This window comes from Sphingobium sp. SG1, from assembly GCF_057063145.1.
This window is the reverse complement of sequence record NZ_JBVVOJ010000009.1, coordinates 106,436-121,012: the sequence shown is the minus strand read 5'-3', so window position 1 is coordinate 121,012 and position 14,577 is coordinate 106,436. Positions and strand designations below refer to the sequence as shown.

The 14,577-nt window shown below is 61.8% G+C and carries 14 protein-coding genes and 1 pseudogene; 7 read left to right on the top strand and 8 right to left on the bottom strand.

The genetic code is table 11. The features are described from left to right. Positions 1–59 precede the first annotated feature (59 nt). The 3 genes from AC0KVN_RS18675 to AC0KVN_RS18665 are packed head-to-tail and all read right to left on the bottom strand — an operon-like array spanning position 60 to position 2,036. On the bottom strand, positions 60–287 hold the full coding sequence (locus tag AC0KVN_RS18675) for a hypothetical protein (protein WP_010336640.1): 228 nt from the start codon (positions 285–287) through the stop codon (positions 60–62). Positions 288–315: 28 nt separating this feature from the next. Beyond that, positions 316–1,611 carry a PQQ-dependent sugar dehydrogenase gene (locus tag AC0KVN_RS18670; protein WP_483656324.1) on the bottom strand — a complete coding sequence of 432 codons (1,296 nt, stop codon included), beginning with the start codon at positions 1,609–1,611 and terminating at the stop codon, positions 316–318. Continuing rightward, positions 1,608–2,036, bottom strand: a complete 429-nt coding sequence (locus tag AC0KVN_RS18665) for a DUF2231 domain-containing protein (RefSeq protein WP_483656267.1) — start codon at positions 2,034–2,036, stop codon at positions 1,608–1,610. Before AC0KVN_RS18665 ends, AC0KVN_RS18670 begins: the two co-directional genes overlap by 4 nt. 182 nt (positions 2,037–2,218) lie before the next feature. Here AC0KVN_RS18665 and AC0KVN_RS18660 point away from each other — a divergent pair, with 182 nt between their 5' ends. The 5 genes from AC0KVN_RS18660 to AC0KVN_RS18640 are packed head-to-tail and all read left to right on the top strand — an operon-like array spanning position 2,219 to position 7,707. Further along, on the top strand, positions 2,219–3,187 hold the full coding sequence (locus AC0KVN_RS18660; protein WP_483656266.1) for a cytochrome c oxidase subunit II: 969 nt from the start codon (positions 2,219–2,221) through the stop codon (positions 3,185–3,187). Then, on the top strand, positions 3,184–5,706 hold the full coding sequence (locus tag AC0KVN_RS18655) for a cbb3-type cytochrome c oxidase subunit I (protein ID WP_483656265.1): 2,523 nt from the start codon (positions 3,184–3,186) through the stop codon (positions 5,704–5,706). Before AC0KVN_RS18660 ends, AC0KVN_RS18655 begins: the two co-directional genes overlap by 4 nt. Continuing rightward, positions 5,703–6,080: a hypothetical protein gene (locus AC0KVN_RS18650; protein ID WP_483656264.1), complete on the top strand. Its 378-nt coding sequence runs from the start codon at positions 5,703–5,705 to the stop codon at positions 6,078–6,080. Before AC0KVN_RS18655 ends, AC0KVN_RS18650 begins: the two co-directional genes overlap by 4 nt. Next, complete coding sequence (locus AC0KVN_RS18645; protein ID WP_483656263.1) at positions 6,077–6,670, top strand: cytochrome c oxidase assembly protein; 594 nt, start codon at positions 6,077–6,079, stop codon at positions 6,668–6,670. The genes AC0KVN_RS18650 and AC0KVN_RS18645 overlap by 4 nt, the downstream gene beginning before the upstream one ends. Continuing rightward, positions 6,667–7,707, top strand: a complete 1,041-nt coding sequence (locus tag AC0KVN_RS18640) for a c-type cytochrome (protein WP_483656262.1) — start codon at positions 6,667–6,669, stop codon at positions 7,705–7,707. The genes AC0KVN_RS18645 and AC0KVN_RS18640 overlap by 4 nt, the downstream gene beginning before the upstream one ends. A 15-nt stretch (positions 7,708–7,722) precedes the next feature. Here AC0KVN_RS18640 and AC0KVN_RS18635 read toward each other — a convergent pair whose 3' ends face one another. The 4 genes and pseudogenes from AC0KVN_RS18635 to ku all read right to left on the bottom strand — a co-directional run. Beyond that, positions 7,723–7,911 carry a hypothetical protein gene (locus tag AC0KVN_RS18635; RefSeq protein WP_483656261.1) on the bottom strand — a complete coding sequence of 63 codons (189 nt, stop codon included), beginning with the start codon at positions 7,909–7,911 and terminating at the stop codon, positions 7,723–7,725. Next, the gene (ligD, locus tag AC0KVN_RS18630; RefSeq protein ID WP_483656260.1) at positions 7,908–10,421 is read right to left on the bottom strand and encodes a DNA ligase D; all 2,514 of its coding nucleotides are present in this window, start codon (positions 10,419–10,421) and stop codon (positions 7,908–7,910) included. The genes AC0KVN_RS18635 and ligD overlap by 4 nt, the downstream gene beginning before the upstream one ends. Then, positions 10,418–10,894, bottom strand: coding sequence for an MgtC/SapB family protein (locus tag AC0KVN_RS18625; RefSeq protein WP_007710920.1), 477 nt, complete (start codon positions 10,892–10,894; stop codon positions 10,418–10,420). Before AC0KVN_RS18625 ends, ligD begins: the two co-directional genes overlap by 4 nt. Positions 10,895–10,967: 73 nt before the next feature. Beyond that, positions 10,968–11,777: pseudogene (ku, locus tag AC0KVN_RS18620) on the bottom strand (non-homologous end joining protein Ku); the annotation flags it as partial. A gap of 315 nt (positions 11,778–12,092) precedes the next feature. Between ku and AC0KVN_RS18615 the strand changes: the two are divergent. Both AC0KVN_RS18615 and AC0KVN_RS18610 read left to right on the top strand, forming a co-directional pair. Then, positions 12,093–12,701: a flavodoxin family protein gene (locus tag AC0KVN_RS18615; RefSeq protein ID WP_483656259.1), complete on the top strand. Its 609-nt coding sequence runs from the start codon at positions 12,093–12,095 to the stop codon at positions 12,699–12,701. Positions 12,702–12,706: 5 nt separating this feature from the next. Further along, a complete protein-coding gene (locus AC0KVN_RS18610) occupies positions 12,707–13,654 on the top strand; it encodes a cation diffusion facilitator family transporter (protein WP_483656258.1) in 948 nt (315 codons plus the stop codon). Here the strand turns inward: AC0KVN_RS18610 and AC0KVN_RS18605 are convergent. Next, a complete protein-coding gene (locus tag AC0KVN_RS18605) occupies positions 13,651–14,547 on the bottom strand; it encodes a cation efflux transmembrane domain-containing protein (RefSeq protein WP_284112661.1) in 897 nt (298 codons plus the stop codon). The genes AC0KVN_RS18610 and AC0KVN_RS18605 overlap by 4 nt on opposite strands. Positions 14,548–14,577 lie beyond the last annotated feature (30 nt).

The window sequence follows — 14,577 nt, the reverse complement described above, 5'->3', positions numbered from 1 at the left end:
GCGTTCCTTCCATCCATTTGGCGCATTTAACCTGATATTACCGCTATTGCTCGACGGCTTCAGTCCTGGGGGGCGGCCGATCCTGCGCGGTTATCGCTGTTAACCTCATCCGCGCCGGTCTTGTCGGCCCTGAAATAGCCGATCGCAACCACGATGAGCAGAACCGCAATGACGAGCGCGAGGCTTGTTACCAATATGGACCGGGTCACGGTGGTCCGCGATCCGCTGCGCGCCTCGACTTTCGAGAGATGGGTCACCGTTTCCCCGTCTTCCTGTCGTTTCTCCATTTTCTCTCTCCTTGCTCTTTGCCTCATGTCAGCGACGGGTTGGGGCTATCCGCCAGACGCTGTTGGACAGGTCATCGGCGACAAGCAGCGCGCCATGGACCGCATCATAGCTCACGCCCACCGGACGTCCGCGCGCATGTCCATCCTTGATGAACCCGGTCAGGAAGTCCTGGGGCTTGCCGGCGGGCCGACCGTTGGCGAAAGGGATGAAGACCACCTTGTAGCCGGCCAGATCCTGCCTGTTCCAGCTGCCATGCTGCCCGACGAAGGCCCCCTGCGCATAGGCCGGGCCAAGACCGGCGCCGGTTGCGAAGCTGATGCCGAGTGCCGCGACATGGGATCCCAGGGCATAATCGGGCCGGATCGCGCGTCGCACCATGTCGGGCTGCTGCGGACGCACCCGCGGATCGACATTCTGTCCCCAATAGCTGTAGGGCCAGCCATAAAAGGCCCCGGGACGAACCGAAGTCATATAATCGGGCACCAGTTGCGGTCCGAGCTCATCGCGTTCGTTCACCACGGCCCAGAGCCGGCGCGTCTGCGGCTCAACGGCAAGTGCTGTCGGATTGCGGATGCCCGAGGCATAGGTGCGATGCATGCCGGACTGGCGATCGACCTCCCAGATGACGGCACGATCTTCCTCCACCGCCATGCCGCGTTCGCCGACATTGCTGTTGGAGCCGATACCGACATAGAGTTTCGATCCGTCCGGGCCAGCTGCCAGCGACTTGGTCCAGTGATGGTTTATGCGCGAGGGCAATCTGGTCACTTCGACGCCCGGTATGGTGATGCGCGTCTCGCCCTCGCGATAGGGAAAGCGCAGCAGCGCGTCCTGTGTCGCGACATAGAGCTGGCCCTCGACCAGGGCGAGGCCATAGGGCGCATTCAATCCGGTGATGAGCGCACTGCGCAATTCGGCGCGGCCATCGCCATCGGCATCGCGCAGCAGGGTGACGCGATTGCCACCCTTGACCGATGTCTTACCCATGGCCTTGATCTGGGTCGCGATGACATCTTTGGGCCGCAGCGCGGGGGCCGAACCGCCCGACCCTTCCGCCACCAGAATGTCGCCATTGGGCAGCACCAGCATCTGGCGCGGGATGGCGAGCCCCGTGGCAAAGGCCGTCACGCTAAAGCCGGCCGGTGCCGTCGGCTTTTCATTGCCCCAGCCTGCGGGCGTCGCGATTTTCATCGGCGGCAGCAATGTCTGGCGCTGATCGGGCAGGTCCGGCCGGTCGCCGGTCTGGTCAAGGCCGGGCTGGCTGCGCCCGCAGGCGGCAAGCGCCAGGATACCGGCGCCCAGGATGAAGGCACGCACGATCAGGGCCGAACCTCCCTATAACCCGCGAAGGCCGTCCAGCCCGCGGCAAGGGCAGCCAGGCTGCTGAGGAGGGAGAGGATGAGACCGGCCGTTCCGACCGAACTCCAGCCGTCGCGGCTATGCTGGAAGGCGTTGATGAGCCCGCAGGCCCACATCAGCGCCAGCAGCAGCAGATAAAGGCCGTGCTGCCGGCGTGCCGGTCCTTTGGCGCGCGTTAGCGCGATCAAGGCCCATAGCAGTACCAGGCCGCCGCCGATCAGCGCGCCGGTGATCAGCCATGCCGAAAAGTTGCTCCACTGGATTTCGGCACTGTTGAGATAGGTGATGTCCGACAGCAGGGCAGCGGGAAACAGGGCGACCGGCCAGGCGAGCAGCAGGCCGTGAAGCGGATGGAGCAGGGGCCGGGTGCGCGGCGGGGCGCTGGGCAAGACATGTCTCCTTGTCGAAGAATGATCCCTCGCCAATGCGCCGGATGGCTTTTGGTTTCGCCGACACCGGCAATTCATCCACTTGTTACGAAACAGAAATGTTTGAACCGGATGCCGCTTCGCGTGTTGGCACGAAAGACGCTGCACACCGGATGCGGCGCGAAAGGGGTGACGCGGGCGCAATGCGCAATCCATGGCTCTGGACCATTTTACTGCTCGGACTTGGCGCCTGCAATGCGCAGCAGTCGGCCCTCCATGTCTTCGGCGCCGAAGCGCGGCAGGTGCGCGAGATGGCGATCCTGTTGACCATCGGTGCGGCAATCATCGTGACGGTCATGGTCCTCATCTATGTTCGCGCGCTTCGCGCTCCGGAAGGGGCGCTCAGCCATCATGGCGGCATGCGGATCATCTTGTGGCTGGGCGCCATCGGCCCGGCCCTGATCCTTGGCGCGCTGCTGCTCTATGCCTTGCCTGCCATGCGCCCGCGCGACACGGCGGCTGGCGACCTCACCATTAGGGTCGAGGGCGAGCAATTCTGGTGGCGGGTCGCCTATGGGGCATCACGCGCAGGTCCTGGACTTGTTTCTGCCAATGAGATCCGCATTCCCGTGGGGCGGACGGTGATCCTTGAACTCGGCGCGCAGGACGTGATCCACAGTTTCTGGATTCCCGGTCTTGCCGGCAAGATGGACATGATCCCCGGACGGACCAACAGGCTGGTCGTGCGCGCCGAAAAGGCCGGCCGCTTCCGGGGCGTTTGCGCCGAGTTTTGCGGCCTGTCGCACGCGCTGATGGCCTTCGACGTGATTGCGATGAACCCGGCTGATTTCGACGCATGGCTGGCGGGCGCGCGCGGGGCCGGCACGGGCCTGGTTTCATCGAGGGGCCAGTCCCTCTTCGATGCGCATGGCTGCGGCGCCTGCCATGCCATCCGGGGAACCGCGCATCATGCTGCAATCGGGCCTGACCTTAGCCGTTTCGGGCAAAGGCGGACGCTGGGGGCAGGGATATTGCCACCGACCACCGCCAATATCGCGGCCTTCATCCGTGCGCCCCAGATTGCAAAGCCAGGCGCGCGCATGCCCGCCTATCCTCAGCTGTCCGAGCAGGAGGCCATTGCCATTGCCCATTATCTCGAGGGGCTGAAATGAGCCTCCACGATCAGGATGACCCGGCGCTCCGCGCGGCGCAGGAAGAAAGGTTGCGCGCGGTGTGGGCACCGCCCAGGGGGATCTTCCTGCGCTGGACCGACTGCAACAATAATCGCGTCGGCGTCTGGTATGTGCTGACCGCCTTCGGTTTCATGCTCTTTGCCGGCGTGCTCGCGCTCATCATGCGCACCCAGCTTGCCGTGCCCGACAATGATCTGGTCGGGCCTGGTACCTTCAACCAGCTCTTCACTCTGCACGGCTCGATGATGATGTTTCTCTTCGCCGTGCCGATGTTCGAGGCGGTGTCGATCATCCTGCTGCCGCAATTGCTGGGCGCGCGCGACCTGCCATTCCCCCGCCTGTCGGCCTTTGGCTACTGGTCCTTCCTGATCGGCGGGCTGTTCGTCGGGGGATCGATCTTCTTCAATGCCGCCCCTGACGGCGGCTGGTTCATGTATCCTCCGCTGACCACCCGGACCGACCTGTCGGGGCTCGGAGCCGATATCTGGATGCTCGGTCTTTCCTTCATCGAGGTGTCGTCGGTCGCGGCCGCAGTCGAACTGATTGTCGGCGTGCTCAAATGTCGACCGCCGGGCATGCGGCTCAATCTCATGCCGCTATATGCCTGGTACATATTGGTTGTGGCGGTGATGATCCTCTTTGCCTTTCCGCCGCTCATCGCCGGCGACATATTATTCGAAATGGAAAGGCTGCTCGACTGGCCCTTCTTCGATGCGCGCCGGGGCGGGGATCCGCTCCTGTGGCAGCATCTGTTCTGGATCTTCGGTCATCCCGAAGTCTACATCATATTCCTGCCCTCGATCGCGCTGTTCGCGATGCTGGTGCCGACCTTCGCCAACCGCCATCTGCTGGGCTACCCGTGGATCGTGCTGGCGGCCGTGGGCACCGCTTTCCTGTCTTTCGGGTTGTGGGTCCACCACATGTTCACCACCGGGTTGCCGAAGATCAGCCTGGCCTTCTTCTCGGCCGCCTCCGAAGCCGTGGCCATTCCGACCGGCGTCCAGATATTCGTGTTCATAGCGACGCTGTGGGCAGGGCGGGTCACCTGGTCCACACCCCTTCTCTACGCGACCGGCAGCCTCGCCATTTTCGTGATCGGCGGTCTTACCGGCGTGATGGTGGCGGTGGCACCGTTCGACTGGCAGGCGCATGACAGCTATTTCGTCGTCGCCCATCTCCATTATGTGCTGATCGGCGGCACGCTGATGCCGCTTTTTGCCGGCCTTTATTATTATTGGCCTTTGGTGACGGGCAAGAAACTGTCCGACCGGCTTGGCCGGATCGCTTTCTGGATGCTGTTTGTCGGTGCCAACCTGACCTTCTTTCCGATGCATCTTTCCGGGCTGATGGGCATGCCGCGCCGCGTCTTCACCTATCCTGCCGAACTGGGGCTGGGCGGGCTCAACATGGCGTCCACCCTGGGGGCCTGGCTGTTTGCCGCGGGGGTGGCGGTGATATGCGTCGATCTTAGCCTCTCGCCGCGCCGTGTTCGGGCCGTCCGCAATCCCTGGAATGCGGGCACGCTGGAGTGGCTCGCCCATCCCGAGGACGAGGACTGGGGCATAAGGTCGGTGCCATTGATCGAGAGCCGCTATCCAATCTGGGACCAGACAGATTTCGTGCGCAAGGTGGATGAGGGCCGCTTCTTCCTGCCCGATGCACAGGAGGGGCGACGCGAGACGATCGTCACGAGCGTCCTTGATGCCCGGCCACTGGCCGTGATCCGCCTGGGAACCCCTAGCATCAAGCCCATGCTGACGGCGGTCGCGCTCGGCGGGGTCTTCATCCTCACCACCTATCATCTCTACTGGGCTGCGCTCGTCAGTGGCGTTGCCACACTCGCCATGGCGCTGTGGTGGCTCTGGACCGGGACGGCCGAAATTCCCGAAAAGCCGTGCAAACCGATCGGCCACGGCCTTGAGCTGCCGCTCTATCTCTCCGGGCCCTCTGCGCCAGGCTGGTGGGCGATGTTCATCACGATGATGGCCGATGCGACCGCGTTTTCCGGACTGGTCTTCGGCTATTTCTTCTTCTGGACCCGCCATGCCGATTTCCCGCCGGTCGCTCTGGCGGACGGTCCCGGCATGGCCTGGCCCATGCTCGCATTGTTCTTGGGCATCGCAAGCTGGCTGCTGACGCTAGGCGCGCGCGAGGTGCATGCCCGCAAGCATGTCGGCATGGCACGGCTCTGCCTCATGGTCGCGCTACTACTCAGCCTTGCCGGAGTCGGGGCAGGGCTCGCCGGACCATGGACCCATGGCATGGACCCGCAGGCGCACAGCTATCCTGCAATCGTGTGGACACTCGCCATCTGGGCCGCGGCCCATGCGGGCGTTGCCGTCATCATGCAGGGCTATGCACTCGCGCGCAGTCTCGCCGGGCGCATGTCCCCGGTGCATGACGCGGACCTGCGCAACGTCACCGTCTACATGCATTTCTACGCGCTGACTGCGATCGTCACCTATTCGACGATCGGCCTGTTCCCGGAGGTCGCATGAGCGAGCGACGCAAATGGCACGAGCGGCTCAAGGTCACGCTCTGGACGCTGATCGTGCCGCCAGCCATCTGGGCGGGTCATTTCCTGGCGTCCTATCTCTGGGCGGCCATCTCCTGTGCCAAGGCCGGGCGCTTTGCCAGTTTTCCGCTGCTGTTCGTCATCGGCACGATGCTTGCGCTGCTGATGATCGGGCTTTCGGGATGGATCGCCTGGGCGCAGGCACGCCTGCCGGGCAATCCGCCGCCCCATGAGGACTCGACCCGGATCGACCGGCTCCGTTTCCTGGCCAAGTCGACCTTGCTCCTGGCAGGGCTGAGCTTCGTCGGGGTGCTGTTCACGGCGCTTCCGGTCATCTTCCTGCGGGACTGCCGATGAAGCGTGCCGCACTTGCCGCCGGCCTCGCGCTGGTACCGATCGGCTGGATCCTGGCTGTGCTACCGCTTGGCATGACTGGCCACATGGCAGGCCATATGATTGCCGTGGCGATTGCAGCGCCTTTTCTTGCCCTTGGCCTGTCGCAAGGGCGGCTTGATCCTGCGCGTCTCTGGCCCGGCCTCGCAAGCCCGATGGCGATGATGCTGGTGGAACTTGTCACGGTCTGGCTCTGGCACCTGCCGGCCCTTCGCGCGGCGACAATGACGTCCTTGCCAATGCTCGGGCTCGAGCAGCTCTGTTTCCTTGGAGCTGGTCTGCTGCTCTGGTCATCGGTGCTCCGCGCCGATCATCGGGCCGCTGGCATCGGTGCCCTGTTGCTGACATCGATGCACATGACCCTGCTTGGTGTCCTGATCGGCCTGGCACCACGGCCTCTCTACGCGGCGGCGGATCATCATCTGGCCGGCATGGACCCGCTGATCGACCAGCAACTGGGCGGTGTCCTCATGCTGCTGGTTGGCGGGGCCAGCTATTTCATCGGTGGTCTTGTCCTGTTGGCGAGCCTCCTTCGCCAGAGGGGGGCGGCATGATCCTTCGCATCAGCTTGAAGCGCGCTATCGTCGCGTTGCTCGGACTTGGGATTCTGGGCATGCTGTTCGCCTGGTCCGGGGCCATGCAGATTTCCGCGTCGTCGGGCCATTGGCGTATTACCGACTGGTTCCTTCACTGGACGATGCGCAATTCCGTGCGGACTTATGCCTGGCTGGACGCACCGCCCGACCCGCTCGACGATGAGGGCCTGGTCAGTGCAGCAGGGCATTTTCGTCAGGCCTGCCAGGTCTGTCATGGCGCACCGGGTGTGCGTCCATCACCCGTGATGCAGCAGGCAACCCCGCCAGCGCCAGATCTTGCCCGGACGGCAGGGGAATGGCGGGATCGCGAATTGTTCTGGATCATCCGGCATGGCGTCAAATTCACCGGCATGCCGGCCTGGGCGGCGGCTGATCGACCGGACGAGGTGAGGCGCATGACCGCTTTCGTCCGGCGCTTGCCCCAGATGACGGCGGCGCAATATCAAGCGCTGACCCAGGCTGGCGAGGAGCGACGTTTGCCCGGCGTTGCTCCAGCAACCTTGTCGGCATGCACAAGCTGCCATGGCGTCGATGGTCGGGGGAGGAGGCAACCCGATATTCCGGTCCTGGCTGGGCAGAGCGCGGCCTATCTGGTCGCCAGCATGCACCAATATATGTCGGGGAAGCGCACCAGTGCAGTCATGCAGGCAGCGCTGGCAACGACCGGGCGCGAGGACATGGCGAGGCTCGCGAGCTATTTTTCCGCGATGCCCGGCCTGGCGAACATTGCGACCTCGGCCAGTTCTCCGGGACTGGATCGTTTTGGCCAGCCCCTGCCGGCCTGCAGCAATTGTCATGCAGTCGGCAAGGCGGCGCCCATTCTTGCGGGGCAGAAGCCAGGCTATCTTGCTGCGCGCCTGCGGCTTTGGCAGCAAGACGATAACGTCATCGACGCGCGCCTGCCGCCCGATACCATGGCGATGATAGCAAGACGTATCCCGGTCGATCAGATCGATGAATTGGCGCGGACCGTGGCGCGGCCCGGGGCGGACTAAGGGGCTATCGTCCGGTCAGGCGTGCATGTTGACCCAGATGAAAGCCAGGATGGCTGCAACGATGAATGCGAAGAAGAGGTAGAGCGCAAGGCGACTGGTGGCCTTGCGGGCAGGACGTTCCTTGTGATGGGGCATTTTGATCCTTTCATGCTGATCTTCTACCATCAACGCATGGCGGGGTTCATGGTGCCCGAAGCGGATCATAGATCCGGCAGGGTCTGCGCAGCGAAGCCCCAGCCTTTGAGCTTCATTGCGCGCTTCCCCAATATTTCGGCATCTCCGATGTCGAAGGGATGGGCGTCCTGCCAATCGTTCAATTCGTCCCAGTCGACCGGTATGGCTACGGGCGCGCCGGCACGTGCGCGCGCCGAGTAGGGGAGGATGGCGGTGCTGCCGCGCTGATTGCGCAGCCAGTCGATGAATATGCGATCCTTGCGCTTGGCCTTGCTCATCGTGGCAACAAAGCGCTCGGGTTCTGCCGCGCTCAAGGCCTGGGCGAATCGGGCGGCGAAATCCTTATGTGCGTCCCAGTTATGGGTGGGGCTGAGGGGGACGACGACATGGACCCCCTTCCCTCCCGACAGCATGGCGAAGGAGATCAGACCGATATCGCGTAGATGATCGCGAATATCCTTTGCCGCTTCACAAACCCGTGCAAAATCCATGCCCTCATCGGGATCGAGATCGAAGATCATGCGATCGGGCTTCTCGACGGAATCGGCACGGCTCGCCCAGCCATGAAATTCGATCGTACCCATCTGGACGCAGGCGATCAGGCCATCGGCATCGTCGACATAGAGATAATCTTCCGAGCCGCCGCCTTTCTCGCGGATCGCAACATGGCGGACATGATCGCCAAAGGCGCCGCTGTCATGTTTCTGGAAAAAGCATTTCTTCGCGCGGCCCTGGGGGCATCGCACAAGACTGATCGGCCGATTGGCGGCGAAAGGTAGCATAAGCGGGGCGATCCGCGCGTAATAATCGGCCAACTCCCCTTTGGTCTGCCCGCTCTCCGGGAAAATCACGCGCGCGCGATTGCTGATCTTGATGGCCGTGGCCGAAGGAGGCGTTGGGGCCGCTTTTTCGGGCTTGACCGTCTTTGCCAACTTGTCGCTTCGTAGCCCCAGAAAACTGCCATGTCGCACGAGCCCCTCCCTTGTGAACTCGGCAAAACCGACTTCCGCAACGAGCCTGGGTTTGACCCATTGGACGCCGCGCGCTTGGGCGGCGGAAATGATGATCTGCGACGTGCCGGTCGCAATCGGACTCATGGCCTCGGCCAGGTGGGTCATTGTGGCGGCATCGAAACCAGTGCCGACCTTGCCCTTATAGACCAGTTCACCGCCTTCATGCTGCCCCAGTAGCAGGGAGGAGAAGGCACGCCCTTTTACCTTACTACGGGTCCAGCCTACGATCACGAATTCCTGCCGACGGGTGCATTTGACCTTCACCCAGGCGCGTGTCCGTCCGCTGCGATAGGGCGCATCGACGCGCTTTGCGATAATGCCTTCCTGCCCGGCCTGACAAAGCGATCGGTAGAGCTTCTCGCCCGAACCGATCAGGTGATCGGCAACGTGGATCGGTTGATCTGCATCCGCCAATAAGGCTTCGAGCCGCTCCTTTCGCTCGATTGCGGGGAGAGACTTCAAATCCATGCCGTCAAGGGAAAGAAGATCAAAAGCGAAAAAATGGAACGGCGTGTCGGCTCGCTCCGCGCCATGGCCCCGTTTCAACACCGCCTGCAGCGCCGAAAAACTGGGATTGCCGTCAGCGTCAAAGGCGATGATCTCGCCGTCGATCAATGCAGGCGGGAGGTCGAGCGCTTTTATGGCACCGGCCAAAGCACCAAATTTGTCCGTCCAGTCCAGGCCGCTGCGCGTATATATTTTTATCGCTTCGCCACTGACTGCAACGAGCGCGCGATATCCGTCATATTTGATCTCGTGCAGCCATTCGTTGCCCACCGGTACATGGTCGACCAAAGTTGCAAGCTGCGGCTTGATGAAGCGCGGCATAGCCTCCGTTATGGCCTTCGCCTTCATCTTCGTCTTGCCGATCTTTGCATTATGCGCGTTTGCCGCCTGCATCCTATCCGTGAATGTCTTGCCCCTCGCGCCTTTCAACGACTGCGTGCCGGCGATGTCCCCGGCGATTTGCGCCATGGAGCGGTCAGTCAGAACACTTGTCAGCGCGCGCTCGACCAGATCGCCATTCCGGCGGGCTTCGCCATCCTCAATCTTGCGCAGCAACCAATTCTCGCGCTTTTCGCCCGCGCGCCCCTTCATCCGTACCAGCAGCCATTCCCCCTTCATCCGTTCGCCATGCAGGATGAAATGGAGATGGCCATCCTCTATATCCTTCGCGCTCTTCCCCGGGATCGGTTCCCACCAACCGCGGTCCCAGAGCATCACACTGCCGCCGCCATATTCGCCCTTGGGAATATTACCCTCGAAACTGCCATAGCTCAGAGGATGATCTTCGGTGCGGACAGCAAGCCGCTTGTCATCGGGATCCAGGCTCGGCCCCTTGGTGACGGCCCAGCTCTTGAGCACGCCATCGACTTCCAGCCGGAAGTCCCAATGCAGCCTTGTGGCGGCATGTTTCTGGACAACGAAACTGTTACCGCCCTTCTTTGCCATCTTGCCTTCAGGCTCGCTGGTGCGATTGAAGTCCCGTTTGGCATTATAGGAGGCAAGGGGATGGAGCCGGCTCATTCGCCCTGTCGCTCCTCGGACGCGAGCCAGCGCCGTTCCACAAATCCCAGCAGGCTGAGCATGAGGATCGCGACGAGAGTGGCACTGGCGACCAGGGGCCAGAGGGCAGCGCCGGAAGCGATTCCGATCATCGACGCCAGCCAGATATGGGCTGCCGTGGTCAGATTCTTGATCTCACCCTTGCTGAATATGATGAGGCCAGTCGCTATGATGCCCGAAAATGCGGCAGAAGCTTCGAAGACCCGCAGGGGATCTATATTTCCCTCGCCTTGCAACTGATTGTGCAGCGCGATTGCGCAGACAGTCATGAGGGCGCTGGTGAAGCAGATGAGGCCATGGGTGCGTAGCCCCGCTGCATGGCCGCGTATCTGTCGGTCGAGCCCCAAAAGCAGGCCGAGCAGAGCAGCAATGCTCAGGCGCAGCATGACCGGCCCGTCGATAAGGTGGAGCGGGGTATCGGGATTCAGCGTCATCACGCGCTTTTGCGCTTGGCTGCCGTCGCACGCCTATTGCCAGTGTCTGTCGCCGAACCGCTTTTCGACCTCTTCTCGTCGCTGGGGTGCGAGACGTTTCCCCCGCTGACTTCTTGAGCGCCGCCATCAGGTCGATGACATTGCCGCCCTTGCGCGCCGGCTCATCGTCCACCTCTTCTATTATCCGCTTCCCCTTGGCCTTTTTCTTCTTTTCGATCAGGCGATGGAGCGCATCGACATAGCGATCGCGAAACTCTTCCGGCTTGAAGGGCGCCGTTCGCTTGTCGATGATGCTGGTAGCAAGATCGAGCATGTCCTCATCCGCCGTATCGGCAGGCAAACCTCGGAAATATGTCTGCGCCTTGGTTACCTCGTCGGCATAGCGCAGAACTTCCATGACCAGCCCCCGTCCGCAGGGTTTGATCGATACCAGCTGTTCCCGTCCACGGACCGACAATTGGCCAAGTCCGACCTTCTTTGCCTTTCGCAGCGCATCCCGCAGCACGGCATAGGCCTCTTCTGCGAGGTCATCGGCGGGTACGACGAAATAGGGCTTCTCGTAATAAAGAACGTCGATCGCATCGGCCTCGACAAACTGGACGAGGTCGAGGGTCTTGCGGCTCTCAATCTTGACCGCTTCGATTTCCTCCTGTTCGAGCAGCACATAATTGCCTTTTGAAAGCTCGAACCCCTTGAGGATCTCATCTCGGTCGACGGGCCCCACGCCGCTCACGACCTTTTCATAATGAATGGGTTTGCCGGTGGGCTCGTGAATCTGACGAAAGCTGACCGCCGCACCCGATTTGGTTGCGGGATACACTTCGACCGGGATGGACACCAGTGCCAGCTTGATCTGGCCCTGCCAAGATGCGCGTGCAGCCATGTGCGACCTCCCCGATGAGAGCGTGCAATCGGCAAGTTGGTTCCGTGATAGCCTCCAACAGAAAGCCGACAGCACAGCTTCGCCATTCCCATGGGGTGGCAAGGCAAATCACTCATCTTCATGTTGCTACCATCTGGCACCGGCACCTGATCGGGGCGTGTCGCTGAACTTTCGTGCACACGGAAGTTGCACAGCAGCGGCATCGCTCAGCCAATTCTCCCTCGATCCGCAGAACCCATTACGCGCCCAGGTGTTCTTTCCGCGAAGAAGGGATGGGCGCGTTCTGCTGATCCTGGCCCCTCAAGGAGATGACACATGCCGCTCAAGGCGCTGGCGCTTAACTGCACGCTCAAGGCGGACTCCCGCCAGGAGAGTTCGACCGACGCGATGATCGCCGTGTTGACGAAGGTCTTCAGCAAGAATGATGTGACGGTCAGCGAAACGGTCCGGGTTGCAGCCCTTGACATCAGGCCAGGCGTCAGCTCCGACGAAGGGGATGGCGATGCGTGGCCTGGACTGCGCGAGAAGATACTCGCTCATGACATTGTGATCTTCGGAGGACCGATCTGGATGGGACAGATCAGCAGCATCGCCAAACGCGTCCTGGAACGGATGGATGCCTTCCTCTCCGAGACCGACGATGAGGGTCGGATGCCGAGCTATGGGAAGGTCGCTGTCGCAGCAATCGTGGGTAATGAAGATGGCGCCCACTTCTGCTCCGCTCAGCTGTTCCAGGCTTTGAACGATGTGGGCTGGACGATCCCCGCTGTTGCGGCCTGCTATTGGGTCGGCGAAGCGATGGGGTCGGTCGATTTCAAGGATCTCGGCGAGACGCCGGAGGCGGTAATGAAGACGGCGGAAATGGTCGCCGGCAATGCCGCGCATCTCGCAAGCCTGCTTCAGTCCAGCCCTTATCCAGGCTGAACGCGATGGCCGGTCTGTCACGCCAAATCCGCGAGAATATCGTCCTCTACGGCGCGCTTTTCGCCAATGTCGGGATAGCGGTCGCCAAGTTCGTGGCGGCAGCGATCAGTGGCTCTTCTTCCATGCTGACCGAGGGTGTCCACTCGCTGGTCGATAGCGGAAATCAGGTTCTGCTGCTCTATGGTCAGGCAAAGGCCAGACGTCCCGCCGACGCCACCCATCCCTTCGGCTATGGCCGCGAACTCTATTTCTGGGCCTTCGTCGTCGCGATCCTGATCTTTGCCGTCGGTGCGGGCGTTTCGATCTACGAGGGCTGGTTGCACATCGCCGATCCTGAGCCCTTGCGTGATCCGACGATCAATTATGTGGTGCTGGGTGTCGCTGTGCTGCTTGAAGGAACAAGCTGGTTCATTGCGGTGCGCGAATTCAACGGCAAGCGCGGTGCCAGCAGTTGGTGGCAATCGATCCGCCGATCCAAGGATCCCGCCGGGTTCATTGTCCTGTTCGAGGACAGCGCTGCGCTGATCGGCCTCGCCATTGCAGGCATCGGCGTCTGGGCCAGCCACTATTTCGCAAATCCACGGATTGACGGTTTTGCATCGATTGCCATTGGTCTCATTCTAGCTGGCGTCGCTATTCTGCTTGCGCGCGAAGCCAAGGGCCTGTTGATCGGCGAAAGCGCCGACCCGGCGATCATTTCGGCTTTATGGACCATTCTCGCCAAGCGGTCGCAGATCAGTGCGGTCAATCATGTCCGTACGATCCATACCGCGCCTGATGCCGTTTTCGTAGCGATCAGTGCTGATTTCGTCGACGATCTGCCGATGGGAGATGCAGAGCGTCTGATCGAGGATATTGAACGCGAAATGAAGGCTTGCGTCCCCGATCTGACGTCCATTTACATCCGGCCGGAAAAGCAGTCGGATGCTGTGCGACAAACACCGCCGGCCTAATTTCCTTCCTCGCGTCCAACAGGCGGGATGAAGCTCACCTGTGCCAACCGCCACGCCCTGTCCTCACCCTCCGGCCAATAATGGCGCGGGTGACGGCATTCGCCCGGTGGATGCGTGTCATGCACTTCGGCGCGAATAAGGCGGCCGGTTTCCCGCAGCCGTATCGTGGCACCGGGAAATTCAGCGCTGAGGCGATCACACAGGCTTTGCGCATCATCCGAAAGATCAGTGCTGGAAAGCGCTCTTGGCGCACCATCGACCAGTTCTGCCGTCGAAGAGCGCAACGCCTTGATACCGTCATTAAGGACATCGAGCGAAATGATTGCTGCTGCCAACGCGTCAGCCCACCACCAGCCAAGCCCCAGCCCAATGACACCGGCGAGCCCCGCCGCCCCGGTCAGCCAATTGGCCTTGTTCATGAGTGCGTCGGTATGCAGCAGCTTGTCGTTGAGAGCCTGCGCCAGCGGAAGTTCCTTCCGGCCGATGAAGAGCGGCGGGATGAGGGAGTAGATCTGGGCGGCGATCATCAGCCATCCCAACCAGATATCATGCCCCAGAATGACGATCGATCCGACGGTTGCGTGCTCCTGCGAGCCCAGCGCCATCATCGCATTGTAGAGAAGCAGCGCGCCGACGGCAGTCAGTGCAACAGCCGCCACAAAGAAACCAAGGCCGTTGACCCGCTCGAAACCGAAAGGAAAGCGGCGCGATCGATGGGCGCGACGCTCCATATGCGCGGCGATCAGGAACATGACAGGCGGAACCAGGCCCAGCGTGTCCTCTATCCACGCGGTCTTCATCGTCTGGCTCTGACCAAGCACTAGGCCCATCGTCACGATGATGGTTAGAGTCCAGAAGATGTTCCAATATTCTAGGCGCACCGCCCGCGCCATCGTCTCGCGCAGCTCATCGGGAAGACTTGT

What these genes read in the sequence shown, in the direction of transcription:
- AC0KVN_RS18675 (WP_010336640.1), bottom strand. Translation starts at nt 287, where the DNA reads ATGGAGAAACGACAGGAAGACGGGGAAACGGTGACCCATCTCTCGAAA.
- AC0KVN_RS18660 (WP_483656266.1), top strand. Translation starts at nt 2,219, where the DNA reads ATGCGCAATCCATGGCTCTGGACCATTTTACTGCTCGGACTTGGCGCC.
- AC0KVN_RS18655 (WP_483656265.1), top strand. Translation starts at nt 3,184, where the DNA reads ATGAGCCTCCACGATCAGGATGACCCGGCGCTCCGCGCGGCGCAGGAA.
- AC0KVN_RS18650 (WP_483656264.1), top strand. Translation starts at nt 5,703, where the DNA reads ATGAGCGAGCGACGCAAATGGCACGAGCGGCTCAAGGTCACGCTCTGG.
- AC0KVN_RS18645 (WP_483656263.1), top strand. Translation starts at nt 6,077, where the DNA reads ATGAAGCGTGCCGCACTTGCCGCCGGCCTCGCGCTGGTACCGATCGGC.
- AC0KVN_RS18640 (WP_483656262.1), top strand. Translation starts at nt 6,667, where the DNA reads ATGATCCTTCGCATCAGCTTGAAGCGCGCTATCGTCGCGTTGCTCGGA.
- AC0KVN_RS18635 (WP_483656261.1), bottom strand. Translation starts at nt 7,911, where the DNA reads ATGATCCGCTTCGGGCACCATGAACCCCGCCATGCGTTGATGGTAGAA.
- ligD (WP_483656260.1), bottom strand. Translation starts at nt 10,421, where the DNA reads ATGAGCCGGCTCCATCCCCTTGCCTCCTATAATGCCAAACGGGACTTC.
- AC0KVN_RS18625 (WP_007710920.1), bottom strand. Translation starts at nt 10,894, where the DNA reads ATGACGCTGAATCCCGATACCCCGCTCCACCTTATCGACGGGCCGGTC.
- AC0KVN_RS18615 (WP_483656259.1), top strand. Translation starts at nt 12,093, where the DNA reads ATGCCGCTCAAGGCGCTGGCGCTTAACTGCACGCTCAAGGCGGACTCC.
- AC0KVN_RS18610 (WP_483656258.1), top strand. Translation starts at nt 12,707, where the DNA reads ATGGCCGGTCTGTCACGCCAAATCCGCGAGAATATCGTCCTCTACGGC.
- AC0KVN_RS18605 (WP_284112661.1), bottom strand. Translation starts at nt 14,547, where the DNA reads ATGGCGCGGGCGGTGCGCCTAGAATATTGGAACATCTTCTGGACTCTA.